At 70.2% G+C, this 23,328-nt stretch carries 25 protein-coding genes; 8 read left to right on the forward strand and 17 right to left on the reverse strand.

Features of this window, described 5'->3' with window-relative positions; genetic code table 11:
• Positions 1-13: 13 nt before the first annotated feature.
• Positions 14-943, reverse strand: a complete 930-nt coding sequence (locus DEIPH_RS12895) for a DUF4032 domain-containing protein (RefSeq protein ID WP_034358747.1) — start codon at positions 941-943, stop codon at positions 14-16.
• A 218-nt stretch (positions 944-1,161) separates the two neighbouring features.
• On the opposite strand from DEIPH_RS12895, the gene DEIPH_RS12900 reads away from it, so the two are divergent.
• Genes DEIPH_RS12900 through DEIPH_RS12915 form a run of 4 tightly spaced genes read left to right on the forward strand, consistent with a single transcriptional unit; the run spans position 1,162 to position 3,992 of the window.
• Positions 1,162-1,758 (forward strand): sulfite oxidase-like oxidoreductase, encoded by a 597-nt coding sequence (locus tag DEIPH_RS12900; protein ID WP_034358750.1) that lies wholly within the window; start codon positions 1,162-1,164, stop codon positions 1,756-1,758.
• Entirely contained in the window at positions 1,751-2,338 is a 588-nt protein-coding gene (locus tag DEIPH_RS12905; RefSeq protein WP_034358752.1) for a mismatch-specific DNA-glycosylase, read from the forward strand. Before DEIPH_RS12900 ends, DEIPH_RS12905 begins: the two co-directional genes overlap by 8 nt.
• A gap of 4 nt (positions 2,339-2,342) precedes the next feature.
• Positions 2,343-3,152 (forward strand): hypothetical protein, encoded by an 810-nt coding sequence (locus tag DEIPH_RS12910; protein ID WP_034358755.1) that lies wholly within the window; start codon positions 2,343-2,345, stop codon positions 3,150-3,152.
• A gap of 3 nt (positions 3,153-3,155) precedes the next feature.
• Entirely contained in the window at positions 3,156-3,992 is an 837-nt protein-coding gene (locus DEIPH_RS12915) for a hypothetical protein (protein WP_034358758.1), read from the forward strand.
• Positions 3,993-4,262: 270 nt separating this feature from the next.
• Here DEIPH_RS12915 and DEIPH_RS12920 read toward each other — a convergent pair whose 3' ends face one another.
• From DEIPH_RS12920 to cysS, 3 genes are all read right to left on the reverse strand, one after another.
• Positions 4,263-5,777, reverse strand: a complete 1,515-nt coding sequence (locus tag DEIPH_RS12920) for a glycine--tRNA ligase (RefSeq protein ID WP_034358761.1) — start codon at positions 5,775-5,777, stop codon at positions 4,263-4,265.
• Positions 5,778-6,111: 334 nt separating this feature from the next.
• A complete protein-coding gene (locus DEIPH_RS12925; RefSeq protein WP_034358763.1) occupies positions 6,112-6,693 on the reverse strand; it encodes a YcjF family protein in 582 nt (193 codons plus the stop codon).
• A 267-nt stretch (positions 6,694-6,960) separates the two neighbouring features.
• Positions 6,961-8,448 (reverse strand): cysteine--tRNA ligase, encoded by a 1,488-nt coding sequence (cysS, locus tag DEIPH_RS12930; RefSeq protein ID WP_034358765.1) that lies wholly within the window; start codon positions 8,446-8,448, stop codon positions 6,961-6,963.
• 246 nt (positions 8,449-8,694) lie between these two features.
• On the opposite strand from cysS, the gene DEIPH_RS12935 reads away from it, so the two are divergent.
• Positions 8,695-9,810, forward strand: coding sequence for an AI-2E family transporter (locus DEIPH_RS12935; protein ID WP_081790918.1), 1,116 nt, complete (start codon positions 8,695-8,697; stop codon positions 9,808-9,810).
• Positions 9,811-9,879: 69 nt separating this feature from the next.
• On the opposite strand, the gene DEIPH_RS12940 is transcribed toward DEIPH_RS12935, so the two are convergent.
• The gene (locus tag DEIPH_RS12940; RefSeq protein WP_034358769.1) at positions 9,880-10,239 is read right to left on the reverse strand and encodes a VOC family protein; all 360 of its coding nucleotides are present in this window, start codon (positions 10,237-10,239) and stop codon (positions 9,880-9,882) included.
• A gap of 31 nt (positions 10,240-10,270) precedes the next feature.
• Here DEIPH_RS12940 and DEIPH_RS12945 point away from each other — a divergent pair, with 31 nt between their 5' ends.
• The 3 genes from DEIPH_RS12945 (at position 10,271) to DEIPH_RS12960 (ending at position 13,111) form a co-directional block, all read left to right on the forward strand.
• Positions 10,271-10,888, forward strand: a complete 618-nt coding sequence (locus DEIPH_RS12945) for a hypothetical protein (RefSeq protein WP_235183241.1) — start codon at positions 10,271-10,273, stop codon at positions 10,886-10,888.
• Between the two features lie 376 nt (positions 10,889-11,264).
• On the forward strand, positions 11,265-12,287 hold the full coding sequence (locus DEIPH_RS12955; RefSeq protein ID WP_034358773.1) for an aldo/keto reductase: 1,023 nt from the start codon (positions 11,265-11,267) through the stop codon (positions 12,285-12,287).
• A gap of 77 nt (positions 12,288-12,364) precedes the next feature.
• Positions 12,365-13,111, forward strand: a complete 747-nt coding sequence (locus tag DEIPH_RS12960) for a chlorite dismutase family protein (RefSeq protein WP_034358863.1) — start codon at positions 12,365-12,367, stop codon at positions 13,109-13,111.
• A 51-nt stretch (positions 13,112-13,162) separates the two neighbouring features.
• Here DEIPH_RS12960 and DEIPH_RS18845 read toward each other — a convergent pair whose 3' ends face one another.
• The 12 genes from DEIPH_RS18845 to DEIPH_RS13015 form a co-directional block, all read right to left on the reverse strand.
• Entirely contained in the window at positions 13,163-14,026 is an 864-nt protein-coding gene (locus DEIPH_RS18845) for a hypothetical protein (RefSeq protein ID WP_152544932.1), read from the reverse strand.
• Positions 14,023-14,676 carry a response regulator gene (locus DEIPH_RS12970; protein ID WP_034358776.1) on the reverse strand — a complete coding sequence of 218 codons (654 nt, stop codon included), beginning with the start codon at positions 14,674-14,676 and terminating at the stop codon, positions 14,023-14,025. The genes DEIPH_RS18845 and DEIPH_RS12970 overlap by 4 nt, the downstream gene beginning before the upstream one ends.
• A complete protein-coding gene (locus DEIPH_RS12975) occupies positions 14,673-15,734 on the reverse strand; it encodes a DUF4097 family beta strand repeat-containing protein (RefSeq protein ID WP_034358777.1) in 1,062 nt (353 codons plus the stop codon). Before DEIPH_RS12975 ends, DEIPH_RS12970 begins: the two co-directional genes overlap by 4 nt.
• Positions 15,731-17,461: a sensor histidine kinase gene (locus tag DEIPH_RS12980; RefSeq protein WP_152544933.1), complete on the reverse strand. Its 1,731-nt coding sequence runs from the start codon at positions 17,459-17,461 to the stop codon at positions 15,731-15,733. Before DEIPH_RS12980 ends, DEIPH_RS12975 begins: the two co-directional genes overlap by 4 nt.
• Positions 17,462-17,529: 68 nt before the next feature.
• A complete protein-coding gene (locus tag DEIPH_RS20205; RefSeq protein ID WP_161636068.1) occupies positions 17,530-17,673 on the reverse strand; it encodes a hypothetical protein in 144 nt (47 codons plus the stop codon).
• A gap of 143 nt (positions 17,674-17,816) precedes the next feature.
• Entirely contained in the window at positions 17,817-18,608 is a 792-nt protein-coding gene (locus DEIPH_RS12985; protein ID WP_034358778.1) for a BON domain-containing protein, read from the reverse strand.
• A gap of 62 nt (positions 18,609-18,670) precedes the next feature.
• Complete coding sequence (locus tag DEIPH_RS12990; protein WP_235183242.1) at positions 18,671-20,116, reverse strand: M1 family metallopeptidase; 1,446 nt, start codon at positions 20,114-20,116, stop codon at positions 18,671-18,673.
• A gap of 27 nt (positions 20,117-20,143) precedes the next feature.
• Positions 20,144-20,620, reverse strand: coding sequence for an NUDIX domain-containing protein (locus DEIPH_RS12995; RefSeq protein ID WP_034358781.1), 477 nt, complete (start codon positions 20,618-20,620; stop codon positions 20,144-20,146).
• Positions 20,621-20,680: 60 nt separating this feature from the next.
• Positions 20,681-21,112, reverse strand: coding sequence for an acyl-CoA thioesterase (locus tag DEIPH_RS13000; protein ID WP_034358782.1), 432 nt, complete (start codon positions 21,110-21,112; stop codon positions 20,681-20,683).
• Entirely contained in the window at positions 21,109-21,399 is a 291-nt protein-coding gene (locus DEIPH_RS13005) for a ribosome-binding factor A (RefSeq protein WP_034358784.1), read from the reverse strand. Before DEIPH_RS13005 ends, DEIPH_RS13000 begins: the two co-directional genes overlap by 4 nt.
• A gap of 80 nt (positions 21,400-21,479) precedes the next feature.
• Entirely contained in the window at positions 21,480-22,844 is a 1,365-nt protein-coding gene (locus tag DEIPH_RS13010) for a LysM peptidoglycan-binding domain-containing protein (protein WP_034358786.1), read from the reverse strand.
• 87 nt (positions 22,845-22,931) lie between these two features.
• Positions 22,932-23,225 carry a hypothetical protein gene (locus tag DEIPH_RS13015; RefSeq protein WP_034358789.1) on the reverse strand — a complete coding sequence of 98 codons (294 nt, stop codon included), beginning with the start codon at positions 23,223-23,225 and terminating at the stop codon, positions 22,932-22,934.
• Positions 23,226-23,328 lie beyond the last annotated feature (103 nt).

Raw genomic sequence — 23,328 nt, forward strand, 5'->3', positions numbered from 1 at the left:
ACAGCCCACGCCCCTACCTCGCCGGGTGCAGGCGCCCGTGCCACAGCAGCCGCATCCGCTGCCCGACCCGTTTGTACAGCGGCGGGGCGTAGTGGGCGCGGTAGTCGCGGGTGGCTTCCTCGCTGCCCACGTCGTGGCCGTACTTCTCGGTCAGGAAGTAGCGGTGGTCCATGATCCAGAGGTACAGGTCGGCCTCGGTGCGGCCCGGGAAGCGGAACATCACGTCGTGCTTTTCCAGGTTCTCCACGATCCGCAGGTAGAGGCGGCGGTACCAGCTTTCCACCGCCTCCTCCCAGCGGACGGGCGGCAGGCCCGCGCGCTCCGGCTTGCGGTCGAGGAAATATTGCCGGGTGCGGATGTGGTCCAGCAGCCGGTCATAGCGGCCCGGCGTGGTGAACAGGATCTCGCGGTGCCCCGGCACCACGCGGTCGAGGTTCGTTTCCCTCAGAAAGCGCGCGTACTCGCCCTTGATGATCAGGTCGCGCAGCGTGTCGCGTTCGCCCGGCGGCACGGTGACGTTCAACAGGGTCACGTGTGCGTCGATGTAGTGCTGGCCCTGGCGGCGCGCGACCGAGACGCGGTGGTTGCCGTCCTTGACGAAATACAGGTCGCCGACCTTGTACACCTGGATCGGCGGCAGCTCCTTGCCCTGGAGCTGCGCGGCGCGCACGCCGATCCAGCGTTCGTCGAGGTGGCGCTCGCGGGGCAGGTAGTGGCGGTCAAATTCGCGGTAACGGTCCACCGAGCCGATGATCTGCTCGACCGGAATGACCTGGACACCCAGCGAATGCTCCCCTTGCGGCGCGAGGTGCCGCACCCAGTCGAAAGGGAGCAGCTCGTTCGGTTCGCGCCGCAGCACGGCGAGCAGGTCGCGCACATCGCCGATAAGGCGCGCCCGTTCCACCTCGTGGCGGGCTTGGTCGCGTTGGTCGTGGTTGCTCATGCGGCGGTCTCCTCGCGCCCAGGGGGCGCACAGGCCGGGACAGGCTTCACCGGGGAAGGAAAACGCCCCGGGCTTGGTGTCCAGAATACACCTGCTCGCCTTCCGGGATTCTGATGCGGGTCTGGCCTGGCGGGCAGGTCTAACGAAAACCTTTACGAACGTCGCCAAAGGTGCCTCCTCCCATACCATCCGCGCCGCCTGAGCGGTGGAATACCGGCATGCTCGGCAAGTTCTTCAAGAAACCCGCAGACGACATGGGCGGGCGGGTTCCCCCCGGCCAGACCCTCACCACCCGTTTTCCGGTGCTGACCTACGGCCCCTCGCAGCACTACGCGCCGGACGAGGTGGTGGTGCGGATTTACGGGCTGGCGGAGGAAAAGACCTTCACCTGGGCCGAGTTGCTGGCCCTCCCGCAAACCACGCTGACCTACGACATCCACTGCGTCACCCACTGGAGCAAGCTCGACACCACCTGGACGGGCGTGCGGGTCGTGGACCTGATGGAGCACCTCAGGCTCGACCCGGCGGCCCGGTACGTGATGCAGCACAGCGTCGGCGGCTACACCACCAACCTCTCGTTGGAGGACTTCACCCGGCCCGAGAATCTGCTGGCCCACACCTTCGGCCATGAGCCGCTCGCGCCCGAACACGGCGGCCCGCTGCGGCTGGTCGTGCCCCACCTCTACTTCTGGAAGAGTGCCAAGTGGCTGACCGGGCTGGAGTTCATGGCCGCCGACGCGCCCGGTTTCTGGGAGCGCAACGGCTACCACATGCGCGGCGACCCCTTCCGGGAGCAGCGGTACGACGATGACTGAGCCGCAAGCCGATCTGGCCGAACTCGCGGCGGATTACCTCGTCCCGGACGTGTTGCAACCCGGCCTCACGCTGGTGCTGGTCGGCACCGCCCCCAGCCGCATCAGCGCACGGGCACGGGCCTACTACGCCAATCCCCACAACAAGTTCTGGTGGGTGCTGGCGGAAGTGGGATTGACCCCGCGCCAGCTCGCCCCGCGCGAGTACCCGACCCTTCCGCAGTACGGCATCGGCCTGACGGATGTGGCCAAACGGCACAGCGGCGTGGACGCGGCCCTGCCGCAGGAGGCCTGGGCACCCTTCGAGCTGCGCGCAAAGCTTCAGACGTACCGGCCTGCCCTCGTGGCCTTCACCTCCAAGCGCGGCGCATCCGAGACACTCGGCGTACCCACGGGTCGGCTGCCTTACGGCCCGCAGGCCGAGCGGCTGGAGGGTGCAGAGGTCTGGGTGATGCCTTCCACCAGTCCGCTGGGGCACAATCACTTCCGGCTGGAGCCGTGGCAGGCGCTCGCGGACCGGGTGAGCGAACTGCGGGAAGGTGTTCAGCGCGGGAACGCCGTTCATCCTGACCGCGTACCCTGAAGATATGGCCCCGCGCCTCACCACCCTGATCTCTGCGGCCCGTCTCGGCTCACGCGTGACGCGGCATCTGATCCGGCCTGCCTGGCGGGCCACCCGCCCTTCCCCCGCTCCCTGGCAGCCCGGTGCGGACCCCTGGGCCTTGCCTCCGGGTGCCGCCCGGCGTCCGCTACTGCCCCCCGATGTGGGCCGCCGCGCCCTGGGTCTGGGCGGGCTGGCGCTGCGGGGGGTGCTGGGCGCGGTGGTGGTGGTGCCGCTGCTCCTGATCTTCGGTGTGCTGTTCGCCCTGGGCATTGAGCCGGCGGGCTGGCTGCTGGGCATCACGCTGCTGCTGGCGCTGCTGGGCCTGATTCGCACGGCGGTCCAGGGGGCACGGCTGCTGTCGGCCGGGCCACTGCCGGACGCGGCCGCGCGGCCCGGTGTGCCCGCCCCGCCGGCCTCCACCGCTGACGCCGAGGCGGACCTGCTGGCCCTGCTGCGCGCCGGTGAACGCGCCCTGCCCACGCCCGGCCGCAGCGCCCTGCACGCCACAGTCATCGCCACCCGCGACGCCCTGCGCGCGACCGCCGACGAGACGGCCCTGGGCCGCGACGCGTTCGATGTCCGCCAGGCCGCCCGCGAGGACCTCCCCGAGTTGCTGCGGACCTACCAGGCCGCCCCGCGCACCCCCGAGAACGAGCGGCTCTTGCTGGACCAGTTGAACCTGATCGGCACCCGCATGCGCGCGGTCGCCCGTGAGCATCAGGCCCGCCAGACCCGCGTCCTGGAAGCTCAGCGCCGCTACCTGGAAAGCAAGTACGGGGCGGAGGAGGGCTGAAGCGTGAAGCCTTTCGCGCTGCTGGCGTTCCTGTCCGCTCCCGCCGCGCTGGCGGCACCGGCGGCCTTTCACCCGGTCCTGGTGCAGCTTCCCGGCGAGGCCAGGCCGGAACTGCTGGGGGCATGGACGGCGGGCAGTTGGCTGGACGCGCCCCGCACCGCTCCCCGCTTGCAGGGGGGCGAGGTGTACCGTCCGCTGCTCCCGTCCGGGCCGGGTGCCGCAGTAAAAGGGGGGCGGGCGGCCTCCTTTGGGGAACCCTGTGAGCAGGCGTTCGAGGTGGCGCTGACCCCGGCGGCCAGTAGGAACACCTTTCGCCTGTTCACTGATGGCAAGTTGAACGCGCGGCCCCGGCCCGTCCGGAGCCTGCCCAACTCGAACGCCGTCTACCGGGAGATCGTCCGCGCCGAACTCGTGAAGCGCGGCCTGAAGAACCCCCACGTGAACCTTCTGGGCCTGACCCGCGTGGACCTGGACGGCAACGGCAGCGAGGAAGTCATCGTGGAGGCGGCGCATTTTGCCGAACGCTCCGGGTTGTACCCGCCGTCCGTCGGCCAGCCCGGTGATTACAGCCTGCTGCTGCTGCGCGAGGTGGTCAAGGGCCAGGTGGTGACCACCGTGCTGGGCGAACACGTCGCGCCCCAGAAGCCCTGGACCCCGGGCGATGCGGAGCCGATGCCGATGGCGCTCCTGTACCGCCTGGCGGGTGTGGCCGACCTGAACGGTGACGGGCGGATGGAACTCGTGACCTTCGGCGCGTACTACGAGGGCTACGGCCTGGGCGTGCTGGAGTGGACGCCCGGCGGCTGGAAGACCCGCCTGGAAGGGGGTTGCGGCGTCTAGCTGCCGTGGCCATCACGCCTGAAGCCGCGCGGGCTGCCAGCAGGAGCCACAGCGCCGTTCCCACTGCGCTCCGGCATTTCGCCCAGGCCCACAGAAGCAGACCGCAACGGCCTCTTGCCGCCGCCACAGCGCCCGGACCAGCAGCAGTGCCAGCACCAGCGTCAGGATTTCGGCCCAGGGTGAGAACACCGGACCAGAACAGAAAAACCCCCGCGCCTCGGCGGGGGCTTCTGCTTCTCTGGCTGATGGCTGAACGCTGACCGCTTCCCCTTACCGCAGCCGTTCCCGCATCCAGTTCGCCAGTTCGCTGATCCTCACCCGCTCCTGCGCCAGCGTGTCGCGGTCGCGGACGGTCACGGTGTCGGTCAGCGTGGCGTCCTCGCCCTTGCCCACCGTGTCGAAGTCCACCGTGACGCAGTAGGGCGTGCCCACCTCGTCGTGGCGGCGGTACGCCTTGCCGATGTTGCCGCTGTCCTCGTACAGCACGCGGCCCAGGCCGAGTTTCTGGAGGTCGGCCTTGATCCGCCGGGCCACTGTCGTGATTTCCTCACGGTTGCGCGCCAGCGGGATCACCGCCACCTTGATCGGCGCGAGGTGGGGCCGGAGCTTCAGCACGATGCGCTCCGAGCCGTTTTCCAGCGTCTCTTTCGTGAACGCCTCACTCAGCACGGCCAGCATCGCGCGGTCCACGCCCGCCGAGGGTTCGATCACGAAGGGCACGACGGGCTTGTTCGTTTCCGGGTGCGGAATGGTCAGCTTGGCGATGGAGTCGAGGTTTTCCTCGACCTTCGCCACCAGCCCCAGTTCGCCCTGCGCTTTCGTGTGGCTCCCCAGGTCGTAGTCGCTGCGGTTGGCGATCCCCTCGATCTCCTCGTACCCCAGCGTGGGGTAGTCGTACATCAGGTCGTAGGTGCGTTTGGAGTAGTGCGCCAGGTCTTCTTTGGGCACGTCCAGAATCTGGATCTTTTCACGCGGCACGCCCTGCGCCTCCCACCAGCTCAACCGGGCCTCCAGCCAGTGCTGGTGCCACTCCTCGTCGGTGCCGGGTGCGCAGAAGAACTCGATTTCCATCTGCTCCAGCTCGCGCACGCGGAAGATGAAGTTGCGCGGCGTGATCTCGTTGCGAAAGGCCTTGCCGATCTGCGCGATGCCGAAGGGCAGGCGGCGTGACGTGGAGTCCACCACGTTCTTGAAGTTGGTGAAGATGCCCTGCGCGGTTTCCGGCCGCAGGTAGCCGAAGGAGTCCTCGTCGGCGGTGGGGCCGATGGTCGTGCGGAACATCATGTTGAAGGGCTTCGGCTCGGTCCAGTCGCCCACCTCGCCGGAAAAGGGGTCACGCACGCCCGCCGCGATCAGGGCCTCGGAGGCCCGCGCTGGATTCGCCACCAGCGCCGCCACGACGGCGGGGAAGTTCTCCACGCTTTCGCCGATGCCTTCGGCCACCTTCGCCACCACGTCCGCCTTCTGGTCCTTCACCAGATGGTCGAGGCGATACCGCTTCTTGGTCTTGCGGTTGTCCACCATCGGGTCGCTGAAGGTCGCCTCGTGGCCGGAGTGGCGCAGGACCTGCCGGTGCATGATGATGCTGGCGTCCAGGCCCTCCATGTCGTCGCGCTCGTAGACGTTGGTGCGCCACCACGCCGCCTTGAGGTTGTTCTTCAGCTCCACGCCCAGGGGGCCGTAATCGTAGAAGCCTTGCAGGCCGCCGTAAATCTCCGACCCCTGGAAAATAAAGCCCCGGCGCTTGCACAGGCTGACGAGTTCTTCCATCGAGTTCGCGGGCACGGTCGTCTCCTTTCCTGAGCCGGAAAAGAACGTCCCCAGACGGCTTTTCTCAGCTCGTCTGGGGACGCAGAAGCCGATCAAGGTCAGCACGGTGCGCGGTTCCACCCCAGTTCCCGCCCGGCGGTCTGCCGGCAATCGGGCACTTTTGTATGAGGCCCTGTCTAGAGGCCCGTCAGCTCCCCGCCGCCCTTCCCGACGCTGCTGGCCGCCTGACTCTCACCGTCTCAGGCTCGCTCCGGACTGCTCTGCGCGGTACTCCTGCGGATCAACGCTGCGGGCAGTCTGACGCAGAACGGGGGAAGGGGTCAAGGGCACCGGCCGCCCGCTGTCCCCTTCAGTTCAGGTCGCTCCGGCCCTGGCCCTTCTGCTTCTCGTCGGCGCGGCGGCGCAGTTCGGCGGCCAGGTCACTGAAATCCTGCGCGCTGGGCAGGGCGCGGCGGGCCTGGCCCTTGGCCTCCTGAATCACCTTCACCTGCTCGCTTTTCCCCACCGGCAGCCCCTGGTGCTTGCGCTCGAAGTGGTTCTGCGCGACGCGCCCCAGCGCGAAGGTCCAGCCGTACACGGCGGGCGCCGTGATCAGGCCGCCGATCACCGGCAAGGCCAGCTTGGCGAGGCCGCGCATGACCTGGCGGGCCAGCATCCCGTAGGCGACGGTCGCGCCGAGTTCCTGCACGATTTCTCTGGCCCGGTCGGGCGTGATGTCGAAGCCGTAGATCTTGCCGATGTGAAGGACCATCTTGGCCTGCACGGGCGTGATCAGCAGGATGTCCGCAAAGGGGATGGGTTCCACCGCGATCGCGCCCGACAGCAGCGCCGCACTCTTGATGACCTCTTCGACATTCTCCTCGGGGGTCAGGTCCGGGTCCACGTCGAAATTGAAGTTATCGAGTACCTGCTTGACGAGGGGCGGCAACATGACGCGAGTCTACCGCTGGCCCCGGCGGACACGTGAGGGCCAGCTCAGCGCCCATTGATCTGGCTGCGGCGGGGCTACGAAAGGTGGGCGGGCAGCGCCAAAAAAGGACGCGCCCAGGGGGGTCGGCGCGTCCGGTTGGAGGGAAGGATGAGGGGTGTCAGCCACCGCTCAACCCCAGGGTAAACGGCCGGAATGACAGCTTTCTGACATGCGCGTGAAGTGCTCCCCCCGGTGCTTCCGGGGACCCGGGCCGAAGCGTGGTGGGCCTCAGCGCCGCCAGCGCGGGCCGTCCTTGGTGTCCTCTACGGTGACGCCGACCGACGCGAGGGTGTCGCGCAAATCGTCGGCCTGGGCGTACTGTTTGTTCAGCCGGTAGTGCTGCCGTGCCTGAAGCACCAGGTCCATCAGGGCACCGACCACCTGGGCGTCGTCCCCGCGCTCGGCGGTGCCCCCCGCGAACAGGCCCAGCACGTCCCCGCCCAGCGTGCGGTAGGCGGTCCGGGCCGCCTCCAGCGCCTCCCGCCCGACCTCCCCGGCGGCCAGCGCGGCGTTCACGTCGGTGGTCAGGCCGAACAGCGCGGCGACGGCCCGGGGCGTGTTGAAGTCGTCGCGCATGGCGTCCTCGAAGGCGCGGACGTGTCCGCCGATGTTCTCCAGCAGGGCCGGGTCACTTTTGCCGGGTGCCGTGGGCAGACGGCGCTCGACCTCGTGCAGGGCCTCGGTCAGGCGGCGGTAGCCGCTGCGGGCGCTCTCGAAGGCGGCGTCACTGAACTCGGTGATGGAGCGGTAGTGGCTGCCCACCAGCAGGAAGCGGACCACCATCGGGTCGTGGACGGCGAGCAGGTCGCGCAGGGTGGTGAAGTTGCCCTTGCTCTTGCTCATCTTCTCGCCGCCGATGGTCAGCATGTTGTTGTGCATCCAGTAGCGGGCGAAGGGGTGCCCGGCGGCCTCCGATTGCGCGATCTCGGCCTCGTGGTGCGGGAATTCCAGGTCGATGCCGCCCCCGTGGATGTCGAAGCCCTCGCCCAGATACTTCAGGCTCATGGCGCTGCACTCGATGTGCCAGCCGGGGAAGCCCTCGCCCCAGGGCGATTCCCAGCGCATGATGTGCCCCGGCTCGGCCTGCTTCCACAGCGCGAAGTCACGCGGGTCGCGCTTGTCCTCGCGCACCGCCTCGCGGGTACCTTCCTCCTGATCGTCGAGCCTCCGGCCCGAGAGCTTGCCGTACTCGGGCCAGCTCCGCACGTCGAAATACACGCTGCCGCCGGATTCGTAGGCGTGGCCCCGGCGGATCAGTTCCTCGATCAGTTCGATCTGCTCGGGGATGTGCCCGGTGGCGCGCGGGTTGATGCTGGGCTTCAGGACGTTCAGGGCGTCCATGTCGCGCACGAAGGACCAGAAATACTTGTCGGCGACCTCCATCGGTTCGAGCTGCTCCAGCCGCGCGCGGGCCAGCAGCTTGTCCTCTCCATCGTCACTGTCGTTCTGGAGGTGGCCCACGTCGGTCACGTTGGTCACGTAGCGCACCTGATAGCCGAAGTGCAGCAGCGTGCGGCGAACCACGTCGAAGGCCACCTCCTTTTTCGCGTGGCCCAGGTGCGCGTCGCTGTACACGGTCGGCCCGCACAGGTACATGCCCACGCGTCCCGGCACGCCCGGCACGAAGGGCACCTTCTGGCGCTGCATGGTGTCATAGAGGACGATGCCGGGGTCTGGCTGGCGGGTGGAGGGTGGGGCGGGTTCGGGGTGCGTCATGGGGACTCCTGCGGAGAACGAAGCCTGGGGCCAAAGCTTGAGAGACACCAAAAAAGGCCGCCGCGCCACTCACAGAAGGGGCGCGGCGGCAGGGCGGGGTGCGCTGCTTACCGCGGGGGAAGGCAACACAGGAACGTCATGCCTCCACTGTAGCAAAGCCGGAGGTGACAGAGCCGGGCAAGGCGCGGGGTTCACGCGGCGTCCTTCCACGCGCCCGGGGGCATTCCCCTCCGTATCATGGGCAGCGTGATCTCGCCCCCGAAAGCCCCGAATGCCTTCCAGTACATCTGGCGCAGCCCCTGGATCCGCGCCGCCGTGTTCCTGCTGGTCTTTTATCTCGCCTACCGCCTGTTCGGACAGGTCAGGACGGTGGTGGTGGTGTTCGCGGTGGGGTACCTGATCGCCTACCTGGCCAATCCCCTGCTCAACTGGCTGGAACGGGGCCGGGTCAAACGGGGCCTGGGCGTGTTTTTCGTGCTGCTGCTTTTTGTGGGCATCTTTGCGCTGGCGGCGGCCCTGATCGTGACCGTCTCGACCCAGCTCATCGCCCTGATCACCAGCCTGCCCGCACAGGTCGGTCGCCTGAACGAGGTGCTGGACAACGTCTTCAACTGGCTGGGCGCGCACAACATTCCAGGAACGGACGCCGTGCGCGTGCGGCTCACCGAGGCGGTGCAAACGGCGCTTCAGAACCTGGGGCGCAATATCGTCCCGCTCCTGCAAAATGTGCTGAGTTCCAGCGGCACCATCTTCAGCGGCCTGGTGTCCATCGGCGGCGTGCTGGGCCAGGTGGTGCTGATGCTGCTGCTGAGCATCTACCTGATGCTGGACTACAGCCGGGTGAACGCCTCGTTGCTGCGCGCCTTTCCCCGGCCCTGGCAGCCGCGCGTGCTGGAGTTCAGCGAGCTGGTCGGCACGGCGGTCGGCGGCTATGTCCGGGGGCAACTGCTGATCGCCCTCTTTATCGGCGTGTTCGTGTGGCTGGGCCTCACGCTGCTGGGCATCCCCAGCGCCGCCGCCATCGGCTTTCTGGCCGGGGCCTTCAACATCGTGCCGTACCTGGGGCCGGTGATCGGCGCGACGCCCGCCCTGCTGCTGGCCCTGCCCTTCGGCTGGGTCAAGATGCTGCTGGTGATCGTGGTGTTCGTGGCCGCCAACCAGATCGAGGGCAACTTCCTGAGTCCCTACATCCTCAGCAAGACCACCGACCTGCATCCCGTAACCGTGCTGCTCGCCATCCTGGTCGGCGCGTCGCTGCTGGGCTTTACCGGCGCGCTGCTCTCGGTGCCCGCCGTCGCCCTGGGCAAGCTGCTGCTGGACAAGTACTACTTTCCCAGCCGGGTCTATACGGAAGGGCCGTAGGCGCGGCGCAGAAGGCGGAAGGTAGAAGGCAGATGGCTTCGGGACGCTCCCGCCATCTGCCTTCTGCTTTCAGCCTTCTGCCAACAGCTCCACCTGCCGCCCGTCCGGGTCCAGCACGAAGGCCATGTCGCGCCCGCCGGGGCTGGGCTGGAGGTCGCGCGTCACGGTCACACCCGCCGCGCGCAGCTCGGGCAGCAGGGCGCGGAGGTCCGGAACGTGCAGGGCGACGTGTTCGGCCCAGTGGGGGTGCGTGGCGGGGGCCTCACCGGGAACCTCGAAGAATTGCAGGCGGCCTTCTCCCAGCAGGAGCACACCCCGGCGGTAGCCCTCGGAGGTCGTGAGGTCTTTTTCGATCACCCCGCCCAGCCGCGTGTAAAAGGCCAGGGCCGCCTTCAGGTCGCCCGTCACAAAGGACACATGCTTCAGCATCAGGGCGAGGGTAGCGCGTAGCCTGGGGGTCATGCCTCCGCCTCCCTGGACGCTCACGGGCCGTGGTCTGATCGCCGTGTACGCCCCCGCACCCGGCGCCGTCCTGGGGGCGCTGATGCTGGTCCGCTACGGCTCCTCCCTGGTCGGCCCCTATGACGAGCTGCTGTGGGTGGAAGGTGGCCGGGCCAGTCCCGCTGGGCCGCGTCCGCGCGTGCGGTCCATCGTGGTGAGTACGCCGCAAAGTGTGGTGTGGGGTCGGCGCAACTGGGGTCTTCCCAAGCGGCTCGCCCAGTTCGAGTGGACGGGCGACCTGCGGTGCGGGCAGGTGCGCGTGACCGGCGAGGACGGGCGGGAGGTGGCCCACCTCGCCTTCCAGACCCGGGCCTTACGTCTGCCCGTGACGGCGGCCCTGTTGCCCCCGGCCTGGCGGACACTGGCGCAGCCGCCGCTGGACGGGGAAGAAGCCTGGTGCCTCACGCGGGTGGGGGGGAGCGGATACGCAGGTCTGGCCCGCCTGACCGTCCTGCACACGGACGGCCTGTATTTGCCCCTGCGCCACACCCGCCCGCGCCTGACGCTGGGGGTGCCGGAGTTCCGGCTGGTGTTTCCCGTGCCGGAGCGGAGGGGGTTCAAAAAGGCGCATGGATAGAGTGCGCGTTCCTCATGGCAGAACGCGGCCCGGCGGCGTTCAGGCCACGTCCAGAAACCAGTGCAGGTGTCCGCAGTTCGCGCAGGCGAAGTAGGAGGCGCTCCGGTTCATCCAGTCCAGGCCCAGCAGCGTCATTCCCTGCGTGTTGAGCTGAGCCTCACCCCTGTGAAAGAGGTCGTGTTGGCAATGGGCGCAGGTCAGGCCCTTGCCCACGCGGGTGACGGGGTGGGGTTCGGGAGGTGTGGATGCAAAGAAGCCCATATGTTCCGGTACGTTCCCAGTCGGGCAGACGTTCCTGCCTCCTTCCCTGAACTGCCCCCACCTGACCGCTCGTTCGGGGTGCATTGTCCCCGCGGCGCGGTGGAATAGTGCGGGCATGGAATACCGGAAGTTACTCGGCACCGACCTCACCGTCAGCGCGGTCGGCTTCGGCGTGTGGACGGTCGGCACGACGTGGTGGGGCGTCAAGGACGAGGCAATGGCGGACCGCCTGCTGCGCCGCGCCTTCGACCTGGGCATCACCTTCTTCGACAACGCGGACACCTACGCCTCGGGCCGCGCGGAGGAGATTCAGCGTCGCGTGCTGGGGGACGTGCGTGACCAGATCGTGATCGCCAGCAAGTTCGGTTACGACATCTACACCCACCCCGAACGCCCCGGCCAGCAGGAGCGCCCGCACGACTGGACCCCCGCGTACCTCCGCAAGGCGCTGGAAGGCAGCCTGAAGCGCCTGGGCACCGATTATCTGGACTATTACCAGCTCCACAACCCGCGCCTCGACGCCATTCAGAAAGACGACCTGTGGGCCGAACTCGAACAGCTCAGGGCCGAAGGGCTGATCCGCGCCTACGGCACGGCGCTCGGTCCCGCGCTGAACGAGCGCCAGATCGAGGAAGGCCTGGAGACGATCCGGCTGCGGCGCGCGCCCACCCAGATCATCTATAACCTGCTGGAACAGGTGCTGGGGGAACAGATTCTGCCGGTGGCCGAGCAGGAGGGCGTCGGCGTGATGGCCCGCGTGCCGCACGCCTCGGGGCTGCTGGAAGGCTACATGACGCTTGATACCGAGTTCGAGCCGGGCGACCACCGCAACTGGCGGCTGACTACCAATGCCCGCCGCAAGGCCTGGATGGAAGACGGCCTGAATAAGGTCGAGCAGCTGGATGCCCAGTTCCTGGGTGGGCGCACCATCGGCCAGCTCGCCCTCCAGTTCGCGCTGCGTTCGCCCGCGATGGCGAGCGTCATTCCCAACATCTACGACCAGAAAGGGCTGGAGGAATACGCCGCCACCTTCGGCGCCGCGCCGCTGACGGACAGCGAATACGACGCCATTCAGGCGCTGTACCGGAACAACTTCGGGTTGACCCATGATCTGCGCGGCCAGGCGGTGGCGCAGTGACCGACGAGCAGAAGCCGGCGCAGGCCGCCCAGACGCCGCCCGCTGCCGGTGGGGGCCGTCCCGCTGGGCGTCCCAAGCTGATGGTGGACCTCGACCCCAGCGGACAGGTGACGCAGAGGGAACCCGACCGCGCCCAGCGGCAGTTCCTGAACTATGCCTTTTTCAAGCTCGATCCCGCCTTCCGCCGTCTGCCCCAGGCCGAGCGCGACGAGTTGAAGGCCGAGTTCCTGGCCGCCGCCGAGGGCTGGGTCACCGACGCGCCCGCCGAGAAGGGCCTGATCCAGCGCACCTACTCGCTGGTCGGGGTGCGCGCCGACGTGGACTTCATGCTGTGGCGCATCGCGTTCGACGTGCGCGAGTTTCAGGAGGCCCAGGCCCGCCTGAACCGCACCCGGCTGATGGGCTTTCTCTCGCAGCCCTACAACTTCGTCAGCATGAATAAGCGCAGCCAGTACGTGAACCGCGTGGAGGGCAGCGGGCACGGCCTGGAAATCCTGCCGGGGCAGGGGCAGTTCCTGTTCATCTATCCCTTCGTCAAGACGCGCGCCTGGTACGACCTGACGCCCCACTCGCGCCAGGGCATGATGGACGAGCATATCTACGCCTCCGGTCCCTTCAAGGGCGTGCGGATCAATACCAGCTATTCCTACGGCATCGACGATCAGGAATTCGTGGTGTCGTTTGACAGCGACCATCCCCAGGAGTTCGTGGACCTCGTTCACCGCCTGCGCTACACTGAGGCGAGCAATTACACCCTGAGTGATACGCCCATGTTCACCTGCGTGAAAAAGGACCTGGACGGCGTGCTGGACGATCTGGGCTGAAGTCCAAGGCTGAAAGCGGCAGGCAGAGGGCGCGAGCGGTGGCCCTCTGCCTCAGCCTTTGGGGTGGCGGCCCACCGCATACCCGAGGAAGGGGAACGCGGCGCACAGCAGCAGGAATATCCCCAGGGGCACGGCTCGAAGCAGTCCCTGGCCGAACCCGAACAGCCCCAGCGTCACCGCGAGGCCCAGGCACAGTCCCCGGAACGCGGCGAGCCGGGGCCGCAACACGCCGTCGCGGGCGGCGCGGCTTCGCAGCAGGGGGAGGGCCATCAGGGCGGGGGAGAGGCTGACGGCCAGGACGCCGAGCGCCGTCATGCCGAAACTGAGGAGCAAGCCGAACGCCTCCTGTGCGCCCAGCTGTTCCTGCCTCCACAGAGGGAAGAGAGGCCGCAACGACACCGCCAGCGACACCACTCCCGGCACCAGCAGCGGCCACAGCCAGGGCCGCAGCGGGGGCAGGGGCGGGGCGTCTGCGGGCGCGGCGGGTGTGGGAGGGCCGCCGCGCAGCCGTTCCACACCCGCCCCCACCAGACTGCCCAGCAACGCGGCGGGGCCGAGGGGAAACAGCCAGCCGAACGTCAGGTAGAGGCCCAGCCCGATATTCGCGTCCCCGTTGTACTTCGGGTGCAGCAGCTCGAAGGTGTACAGGGCGGCCACGAGGGCAGTCGCCACTCCACCCCCCAGCGCCGCGACGGGACTCCTGCGGCTCAGGCCCAGGCAGAACGCCGCGATCACCGCGACGGGCAGGAGCAGCCAGACGGCGGAGAGGAGCCAGCTCCAGCCCCCTGCCCCTTCCAGCAGCACCGCCCGCACCGTGCCCGCCGCAATGCCCAGACCGGCAATGCCCAGCATCAGCAGGGGCAGCCCGAAGCCGCCCGGCGCTGGCTGCGGGCGGCGGGAAGCTGGCCGCCTCATTCCAGACTCGCCAGCCCGTGCCGCAGCGCGTACAGCGCCGCCTGGGTGCGGCTTTCCAGCCCCAGCTTGCCCAGCAGGCGGCTGACGTGCGTTTTCACGGTCGCCTCGGTCACGTTCTGGTCGCGGGCAATGTCGCGGTTGGAGCAGCCCCGCGCGATCAGTTGCAGCACGATCACCTCCTTGGGCGTCAGCGTCTCGCGCATGTCGGGGGAGCGGAAGTCGCGCACCAGGCGGCGGGCGGCTTCGGAATGGAGGCGCACCTCGCCGCGCGCGGCGGCGTGGATGGCGTCGGCCAGCGTGTCCGAGGAGGCGTCCTTGAGCATGTAGCTGATTGCCCCGGCCTCGATGGCCCCGTTGACCTTGTGTTCTTCCAGGGTGGAGGTCAGGGCGATGACCTCGGTGTCGGGGAGGGCGCGGCGCAGCAGCCGGGTGGCCTGGATGCCGTCCATCACGGGCATCATCAGGTCCATGACCACCACGTCGGGCGTCAGGCGGGCGGCTTCCGCGAGGGCTTCCTCGCCGTTGGCGGCCTCGCCCACCACGTCGATAGCGGGGTCGAGGCCCAGGAAGAGGCGCAGGCCCTGGCGGACGACGGCGTGGTCGTCCACCAGCAAGACGCGGACGGATGGGGTGGGGGCAGGTTCGGTCATGAGGGCGTGTCTCCTTCGGGGGCGTCGCCGGGGCCGCGCAGCGTGAGGTCGGCGCTGGGCGCGTCGATAAAGAGGTCGAGGTCGGGGTCGTTGAGCGCCTCCGCATCGGTGGCGGCGGTGTTGCCCTGGCGCTTGAGGCCGGGCGGCAGTTGAAGGGCCGTGCGGTCGGTGAAACGCACGCGCAGGGGCACGTCACGCGGCACCGTCAGCGCGACGTGCCCGCCTTCCGAGCGCAGATCAAAGGTGCCCGCCGCGCCGTCGGGCAGGTTCAGGGCTACGTCGCCGTGTCCGGACGCCACGCTGGTGCGGTCGGTGCGGGGCAGGTCGCCGGTCACGTCGCCGCTCAGCACGCCCACGCTGAGTGACTCCACCCGCGCCGCCGCGAGGTCGAGCCGCACGTCGCCGCTCTCGGTGTTCACGCGCAGCGCGGGCGCGCGCCAGGTGGGCCGGGCATGCAGCGTGACCGGGCCGCCCAGCGTGACGAAGGTGAGGGGACCGCTCTGCCGTTCGGGCAGGGTCGCCACGACCTTGCCGAACCCGCTGCGGACATTCAGTGTCCTGACCCGCAGGGCGTGCAGGTCGAGCCGGGTGTCCCCGCTGTACGTGTCGGTGGTCAGGGTGATCGGCACCGCCCGCGAGAGCTGCGTGTCCAGCCGGTGCTGGAGGGGCCGCGTGCTGACGCGGATCACCCCTTCTTTGAGGGGCTGCACGTTCAGCCTCAGGTCCAGGTTCAGCGTGCCTCCCTCGCGCGTGGCCTGTGCCCGCAGCGGGTTGCGTTCGCGCCGCACCGCCTGCCCGCTCAGGGCCGCCCGGCCCGGCCACGCCAGCCCGCCCACGCTGAGGTCGGAGCGGTCGCCCTCCAGCCGGACGTTCAGGGCCTCTGCGCCGTTCAGGGGAAAGGCCAGCGGCGTCTGCACGGCGTTCAGGCCGGGGGTGGGGGTGACGCGCTGGCCCTGCCAGCCCAGGGCCGCCCCCGCCGCCACCAGCCCCAGCCCCAGCGCGATGCGGGCCAGCACGGGCGCGAGGGGCCGGGGAGGGGTCCGCTCGGCCACGGTCATGCGTTCGCCTCCACCTGGGGGCCGTCCGGGGCGGCGGGGAGGGTCAGCGTGACGGCCGTGCCGGTGCCCGGCGCGCTCTGGACCGCCAGGGTGCCGCCCGCGCCCTGCGCCCGCTCGCGCATGGAGCGCTGCCCCAGGGTGCCGCCGGGCAGGGCCGCCGGGTCGAAGCCGCGCCCGTCGTCGCGGACCTCGACCGTCACCCGGCCTTCTTCCTCCCGCACGCTCAGCCAGACCTGCGTGGCGCGGGCATGTTTGACCACGTTGTGCAGCGCCTCCTGCGCGACGCGGTAGGCGGCGGCCTGGGCGGGTGGCGAGAGGTGCGGCTCGCGCCGGAGGTCCGCGTGGACCGTCAGGCCGTGTCTGGCCCCCAGGGCGTGCGCGTTTTGCGTGAGGGCCGCGACCAGCCCGCCTTCCTCCAGCGCGTCGGGGCGCAGGCTGAACAGCAGCGCCTTCATCTCGCTGACGCCCCCCTCTGCCAGGCGGATGGTGTAGTCCAGGCTGGCCTGCGTCTTGCCAGGATCGCGGCCCAGGGTGGCCCGCGCCGTCTTGGCCCCCAGCGTGATGCCGTAGAGCGCCTGGGCGACGCTGTCGTGCAGTTCGCGGGCCAGCCGCGCCCGTTCCTGTTCCCCGGCCCGCTCGCCCGCCCGCTCGATCAGCTCGGCGGCGTGCAGCGCCGTTCCCGCGTGGTCCGCGATGCTGAGCAGAAAGGCCAGTTCCTCGGGGCCGGGTTGCGTGCCGGGCGCGTAGAGGGCGCGCAGGGTCCCGCCGTCCGCGCCGCCCGTCACCACCGGGAGGGTCGCCAGGGTGCCGCCCTCCACATAGCGCACGTCCGCGCCGCCCGCCGGGGGAGACGCGCCGGGGCCGTGCAGCGCCGGGTCGAGCGGGCCGCTCGCCGCGCGGATCGTGCCGTCCGGGGCGGTCAGGGCCACCGCCCGCGCCGTACTCGCCGCCCGCGCCTGCCCCGCCAGATCGGTGAGGGTGGCCCCCAGGTCGTCGCCCAGGGCCACCCGGCCCGCCGCGCGGCGCAGCGCCACGACTTCCCGCCGCGCCCCGGCCTCGTCCACCCGGTCAGAAAGGAGGGCGAAGGCCAGCCAGGCCCACATGCGGCCCAGCAGGTTCAGCACGCCCGCCGTGACCAGCAGGCCCCCCACCCCGGCCAGCGCCACGCCTGCCACGCCCGGCCCCGTCAGGGTCACCTGCCCGCCGTCCCAGGTCACGGGGAGCAGCTCGGGCCGGGTGGCCCACCACGGCGCGCCGAGTGCCCCCAGCGACAGCCCCAGCAGCGCCGCCAGCAGCGTCCAGCACACGGCGGCCAGGGGCAGCTGCACCAGGTGGAACATCAGCGCCCGGTACGTCGCGCTGTCGGCCAGGGTCGCGCGCAGCCAGGGCAGCACGCCCGCATAGGCCGGGGGCGGCACCCGCCGCGAGAAGCGCACCCCCAGCAGCCCCGCCAGCCAGCGCTGCACGTCCGCCAGACCCGGCACCAGCCACAGCGTGCCCAGCAGCAGCGCCGCGCCCACCAGCAGCGGCAACGTCAACACGCCCGCCACCGCCCCGCCCACCAGCAGCCCGAACACCAGGCCCCCCAGGGGCAGCGCCAGGCCCACATACAGCGCCGTCCGGTAGGTGCGGGCGGTCAGCAGATCGGCCAGCGGCCCTTCCCGGCGGGCAGGCTCCGGCTGGGGTGGGGCCGGGGGAGAGGGGGAGACGCTCATCAGCTCCATCATGCCCGCAGGGTAGGCGCAGCGGCCAGCCTCAGCGTCCGCCCAAAGAGGGAGGGGGAGGGATCAGGCGTTCAGGGCGTTCCGCAGGGCCTCCAGGTCGGCCAGCGCCCTGCCCAGCTCTGTGCGCCGCCCGTGCTGCCCCCGGTGCCGCGCGGGTCGGGCCGCAGGCAGCGGAACTCCGGCAGCAACGCCGCCACGGGGTCCAGATCATTCACGCACCCCGGCCCACCCCTCAACAGCAAGCGTGGACCGTCCCCAGCTTCGGAAAGGTGGAGGGCTGCACCGTGGCATCCACCATCCGGCGGTGAAAGGAAAAAGGCCGCCCCCTGCGCGGAGGGCGGCCCACTGTCCCGGCAGCTCAGCCGGGAATACGGAGCTTCTGCCCGGGCTGGATCAGGTCCGGGTTGCTGATGTTGTTGTAGTGGGCAATCTTCTTGTACTCCATCGCGTCGCCGTAGTACTGCTGGGCGATCTTGCTGAGGGAATCGCCCGCCTTGACGGTGTAGACGGTGTCGCCGCTGCCCTCGTCCTTTTCCTTCGTCAGTTCCTTGGCTCCGGCGGCCACACGCAGGCCGCTGATGTCCACGCCGGCCACGCCGTCCACCTCGCGGGCGAGCTTCTCGGCGAGGCGCTGCTCGTGGTCGCTGTCCACCACGCCGCGCAGAATCACCGACTTGCCGCTTTGCAACACGTCGATGGGGTCGTCCTTCAGCTCGCCATTGCTGCGAATGGCGCTCAGGACGGCCTTGGCGATGCGGCTCTGGTCCTCGAAGACGCTCATGTCCAGCTCGGCGGCCCCGGCGCTCTGCTGCACGATGTCGGGCAGTTGCACGGGGGCGCTGGAGGAAGACGTCTGCGCGGCGGGTTGAGCGTTCCCGCTGGTCTGCGTTGCCGTGGTCTGCGCTGCCGTCGTTTGGGGCGCGCTGGCCTGCGGCTGCACGACCAGGCCGCTCACGTCCACGTTCTTGACGCCGCTTATGCCCGAGGCGACGCTCTGGGCGAGGTTCGCGTGCGCCTGGGACGGCACCATGCCGGTCAGCGTGACGTTCCCGCCGCGCTCCTGCACCTGAAGGCCCAGGTCCTTGAGGTGGTTTTGCGCGTTCAGGGCGTCTCTGACGCGGTCGGCGGTATTCTTTCCGAAAGGCCACATGGGGCGAGCGTACCCCAGCTCAGCCGCAAGCGTGAACCGTTTCCCCTTTGCTAAAGGGAACGTCAGCGTGAGGATGAGGAGGGCGGCAGCGGCGGGAGGCCCGGCGACTCGGCCCAGGGCCGCAGCGCCGCCTCACCCGCCGGGCCGGTTCGGGCACGGGCAAAGGTGAGAAAGTCGGCGGTGGTCAGGGTGCTGCCCGAGAAGCGGGCGGTGTAGGCGTGCAGAAAGGCCCGGAACGCCACGTCGCCGGTGGCCGCGCGCAGGGCGTGCAGGGCCAGGGCACCGCGCTGATAGGCGCTGCGGTCAAACAGTTGCCCGGCCTGCACCGCCACCAGGGGCCGCGTTCCGCCCCGCGCCAGCGTGTCGTGCCAGCGCGCGGCGACCGCCTGCCCGTCGCCCCCCTGGCTCTCGGTCCACAGCAGTTCCGCATAGGTGGCGAAACCCTCGCTCAGCCACACGTCGGCCCAGCCGGCGGGCGTCACGGCATTGCCGAACCACTGGTGCGCGAGTTCGTGGACGGCGGTGCGCTCACTCGCCGTGGGCGGCATGGTGCTGAGGGTCGCGGTTTCCAGTGCGGGCAGCCGGGGCGTCACGACCGCCACGCCGTAAGCGCCGAAGGGGTACGGCCCGAACCACTCCGACAGCACGCGCAGCATCTCATCGGTGCGGGCATAGACCGTGCGGACGCCCTGCGGCGTGCCGACCGGGAAATAATCGCGCCGCACCACCGGCGACCCGTTCACACCGACTGGGACCGAGGGTGCCGTCACCCGCTCGAAGCGGTTCACGTGGACGGCCAGGGCATAGGTGGGAATCGGCTGCGCCTGCGTGAACACGAAGGTCTGCGGCCCGTTGCCCCCGACCACCGGCCCTTCCAGCCCGCTGGCCGCCGCCGCATACCCCTGCGGGACGGTGACGCGCGTGGTGAAGGTGGCCTTGTCGCTGGGGTGATCGTTGGAGGGCAGGAAGGTATGGGTACCATTCGGCTCGCTGAGGGTGAAGTTCGCCCCGGCCCGCGGCCCTTCCCCGGGCACACTCTGCCAGCCCAGCGGCACCGGAAGGTCGAGGTCGGGGTCGAGGATCACGCCGGGCGTGCCCTGATACTCGGCGCTGAGCCTCGCTTCCTGCCCCGGCAGGAGGGGCGTGGGCGGCATCACGATCAGTTTCTGGGCGGCTCCATCGACCCGGAACGGGACGGCCTGCCCGTTCCAGCGCACGGCGGTCACCGTCGGCCCGAAGAAGTCCAGGCGCACCTCGGCCAGCGGGCGCGTCGCCGTCAGGGTCAGCGTTACGCTGCCGCTCAGGCCGGGTGTGCCGGGTTCCGCCACGGTCAGGGCCACGTCGTAGTGCCGCACGTCCAGCCCGAGCTGCCCCAGGCCGGGGAAGATCGGGTCGTTCAGGGTGCGGGCGGCCTCGGCGGCCAGGGCAGAGGTCGGGGGCAGCGGCTGCGCGGCGGCAGGCGGACCGCCCAGCAGGACGGCGCTCAGGAGCAGGGTCAGTCTCTTCACCGAACGCACCACCTCCGCCGCCTTCCCCTAGATCGGGTAGTAGGTCCTGGCCCCGCCGCGCAGGAAATCGCGGGTGGGGACCCAGATCAGGGGGTTGCGCTCCTCGCACTCGGGGGGCGGGCCGTAGCGGATCAGGCCCTCGACCTGCGCGAAGGGCACCCATTTCACGCCCACCACCTCGGGGTCGGTGGGGTCGAGTTCGCCATGGAAGGTGGCAGTAAAGCGGCCGAAGTTCGCGTAGCACTCGTTGCGGGTGCCGGTCAGCATCTCGCCTTCGAGCAGGCTGACGAATTGCAGGTCCGTGACGGTCAGCCCCGTCTCGACGAGCACCTGACGCACGGCGGCGTCCGCGAGGCTCTCGCCGGGGTTGGCCTTGCCGCCGGGCAGGCCATAAAAGATGCTGCCGTCGTCCATGCGTTCCTCGACGAGCAGCAGTTCTCCGTCCCGGACGAGGTAGACGTGCGCGGCGCGCTTGATGGGCAGGGTGCGCGACAGGTGACTCATGTGCCCGGCAGTCTAGCGGTCCCGGCGTGCGGGCGGGTGTGGAAAAGCGGCCCGCAGGGGTCAGCTTTCGGCCACGCCGCCGGTCAGCAGGGTCAGCACGTCTTCCGGCAGGCGGGCCGGGCGGTAACTCTGGTCGGTGGCGATGTGGCGTGTCTCGCCGGTCGCCAGCAGTTCTTCACCGCCTTCAGGCGTGGGCCGCCACAGTTCGTAGGTGAATGTCAGGGTGCGTGAGCGGACGCTGCCCACGCGCGTGACCAGGGTGAGGTGGTCGTCGTAGCGGGCGGCGCGGCGGTACTCGACGCTCAGGCCCGACAGCATCAGGTAGTAGCCGCGGGCCTCGACCTGCGCGTAGGGCAGCCCCAGGGCGTGCATCAGGTCGCCGCGCCCCACCTCGAACCAGACCGGGTAGCCCGCGTGGTGGGCCACGCCCATCGCGTCCGTCTCGGCGTAGCGCACGCGGATGAGGCTGCGCTGTTCGGCGGGGGCGGTCACAGCGGCGCGCCCTCGCTGGCCGAGCGGAACTCCAGGGTGGGGGTGCGCCGCATCCGGACCTGGGCCGAGATTTCGCGTTGCAGGTACCCGCGTGCGTGCGTCAGCGCGTCGAGCAGCGCGGGCATGTCCGCACCCATCGCGCTCACGTACACCCGCGCCAGCCCGTAGTCGGGCGTGACGCTGACCCGCTCGACCGTCACGATCAGGGGCACGCGGGGATCGCGCAGCCCGGCGATGGCCTCGCTCAGCACCCGCGAGAGCTGCGCTTCCACCTGCGCGGGCTTCACGCGCCCACCTGGGGGCAACGGGAGTCGGAAAGAAAGTCCAGCATGGGGGCATGGTACGGGAAGAAGGAGCGCCCCCGGCTTCAGCGCGCGTACCGCCGCCCGGTGTACCCGGTGAACACGCCGATCCCGTAAGCGACCTGGCGGACGCTGTCCAGCACCGGCTGGCCGTTCCAGGCGAGGCCCGCGCTGCTGCCCCCGTCAAGCAGCAGGGCGTCACGCAGGCCCAATCTCGCCATCACCTTGCCCATCTCGGTGGTGGTGAGTTTGGCGTGGGTGGTCACGAACACCAGGTCGCGGTTGCTGCCCAGCCCGACGGCGCTGCGGGCCGCGCGGCCAAACAGCGCCGGGTCGCGGAAGGCGCTGGCGTACTGCCGCACCACGGCGCCCCCGTTCAGGATGCGCGGTCCGGTGGCGATCACGGTTTCCATGCCGCGCCAGCTCACGTCGAGGGGCCGCCCCAGCAGCGGCGTGGTGCTGGGCATGATCGCCGCGCGGTTGTCGGGGGTAATCGCCAGCGCGGCGGGGATGCGGCCCCAGGCCAGCAGGCGGCCCTGCATCACCAGGTCCCCGGCGGGCACGTAGCTGCGCGGGTGAAAGTAGCTGCCGTTCACGACTGCCCGCGCCCCGCTGGTCCGCACGAGGCTGCTGACCCGCGCGCCCACGCCCACCCCCAGGCCCGCCCGGGGCAGCACCGGCGCGACCAGCACGTCACGCCAGCGCAGGTCCACCCGCAGCACCTGCACCGGAACGTCCAGCGCCCGCAGCTGCCGGACGCTCAGGGGAGGGCGCACGGGCCGGGGCGGAATGGGCACCGGAATCCGCCGGGGCACCAGCACCCGCTGGCCGGGATACAGCTGCCGCCCCGCGCGGCTCAGGCCGTTGAGCTTGGCGAGGTGGTCGGCGGTGGTGCGGTAGGTCCGTGCCAGCGCGGCCAGCGTCTCATGGGGCTGGACCCGCACGTAGCCGTGAATCACCCGGACTTCGGTTGTGGGGCGCGGGGGAGGTGCGCTGCGGGGGGCCGTGGTCGTCCCGCGTGGGGGCACGCGCAGGCGCTGGCCGGGTTTGATCAGGCTGCCGCTCAGGCCGTTGGCCGCGCGCAGGGCCGCCACGCTGACCCCGGCGCGTCCGGCGATGCCCCCCAGCGTATCCCCGGCGCGCACCGTGTAGGTGCTGAAGGCGGAGGAAACCGCTGCCCTGCGCGGCGGGGGCGCGGCAGAGGCGGGGACCGCTGCTTTCCCGCTCACCCGCAGGGTCTGTCCGGGCCGGATGGTGTTGGTCTTCAGCCCGTTCAGGGCCTTGAGCTGGCTCACGCTGACGCCGCTGCGGCGGGCGATGCCGTAGAGGGTGTCGCCCTGCTGGACCTTGACCGTCCCGCTGGCCGCGAGTGCGCCCGGGCCAAGCAGCAAAGGCGAAAGCAGGATCAGCAGGGCGGCGCGGTGGAGCATCGCCGCTCAAGGGAGCATGTCCGCCCCGCCTGAAGATGAGCTGAAGCTGACGCGCGGGTTTATCCGGTCGGCTTGGCCCTGGGTGGTCTAGCCTGCCCGACCCCGCGCCGGGTGAAAGGGGCCGAGCGGCGTGTATCCGGCGCGACGCAGGTCACTGTCCAGAGCAGCGGCCCCCAGGTGCGGGTGGCGCGGGCGGGCTTCCAGCGTCGCGTCGCCCAGCCGCGCCACCGGCCAGGCGCGCAGTTCCCAGTCGGCCAGGCCGGGGACCGTGACCTGGCCGTCCGGCGTGAGAACCTCCACCGTGAGGGTACCGAACAGCTCGGGGCCGTGTGGCGCGGGCAGGGGCAGCGGGGGCGGGGAAAGGAACGGGGCGCGGGTCATGGGGACCTCCTCTGGCCCCAGGGTGCGCCTGGGAAGGTCCGGCGGGACATCGGCTGCGGGCGGTGTCTCCTGCCCCGGGTATCGGGAAAACCGATGGTGTCGC

It is taken from the genome of Deinococcus phoenicis, assembly GCF_000599865.1.
Lineage (GTDB): Bacteria > Deinococcota > Deinococci > Deinococcales > Deinococcaceae > Deinococcus > Deinococcus phoenicis.

Coding starts and splice junctions, on each gene's coding strand:
- DEIPH_RS12940 (WP_034358769.1), bottom strand. CDS start 10,239: ATGCTGAAGCATGTGTCCTTTGTGACGGGCGACCTGAAGGCGGCCCTG.
- DEIPH_RS12945 (WP_235183241.1), top strand. CDS start 10,271: ATGCCTCCGCCTCCCTGGACGCTCACGGGCCGTGGTCTGATCGCCGTG.
- DEIPH_RS12975 (WP_034358777.1), bottom strand. CDS start 15,734: ATGACCGTGGCCGAGCGGACCCCTCCCCGGCCCCTCGCGCCCGTGCTG.
- DEIPH_RS13015 (WP_034358789.1), bottom strand. CDS start 23,225: ATGACCCGCGCCCCGTTCCTTTCCCCGCCCCCGCTGCCCCTGCCCGCG.
- DEIPH_RS13010 (WP_034358786.1), bottom strand. CDS start 22,844: ATGCTCCACCGCGCCGCCCTGCTGATCCTGCTTTCGCCTTTGCTGCTT.
- DEIPH_RS18845 (WP_152544932.1), bottom strand. CDS start 14,026: ATGAGGCGGCCAGCTTCCCGCCGCCCGCAGCCAGCGCCGGGCGGCTTC.
- DEIPH_RS12980 (WP_152544933.1), bottom strand. CDS start 17,461: ATGATGGAGCTGATGAGCGTCTCCCCCTCTCCCCCGGCCCCACCCCAG.
- cysS (WP_034358765.1), bottom strand. CDS start 8,448: ATGACGCACCCCGAACCCGCCCCACCCTCCACCCGCCAGCCAGACCCC.
- DEIPH_RS12900 (WP_034358750.1), top strand. CDS start 1,162: ATGCTCGGCAAGTTCTTCAAGAAACCCGCAGACGACATGGGCGGGCGG.
- DEIPH_RS12895 (WP_034358747.1), bottom strand. CDS start 943: ATGAGCAACCACGACCAACGCGACCAAGCCCGCCACGAGGTGGAACGG.
- DEIPH_RS12925 (WP_034358763.1), bottom strand. CDS start 6,693: ATGTTGCCGCCCCTCGTCAAGCAGGTACTCGATAACTTCAATTTCGAC.
- DEIPH_RS12955 (WP_034358773.1), top strand. CDS start 11,265: ATGGAATACCGGAAGTTACTCGGCACCGACCTCACCGTCAGCGCGGTC.
- DEIPH_RS12985 (WP_034358778.1), bottom strand. CDS start 18,608: ATGTGGCCTTTCGGAAAGAATACCGCCGACCGCGTCAGAGACGCCCTG.
- DEIPH_RS12905 (WP_034358752.1), top strand. CDS start 1,751: ATGACTGAGCCGCAAGCCGATCTGGCCGAACTCGCGGCGGATTACCTC.
- DEIPH_RS12970 (WP_034358776.1), bottom strand. CDS start 14,676: ATGACCGAACCTGCCCCCACCCCATCCGTCCGCGTCTTGCTGGTGGAC.
- DEIPH_RS12910 (WP_034358755.1), top strand. CDS start 2,343: ATGGCCCCGCGCCTCACCACCCTGATCTCTGCGGCCCGTCTCGGCTCA.
- DEIPH_RS12995 (WP_034358781.1), bottom strand. CDS start 20,620: ATGAGTCACCTGTCGCGCACCCTGCCCATCAAGCGCGCCGCGCACGTC.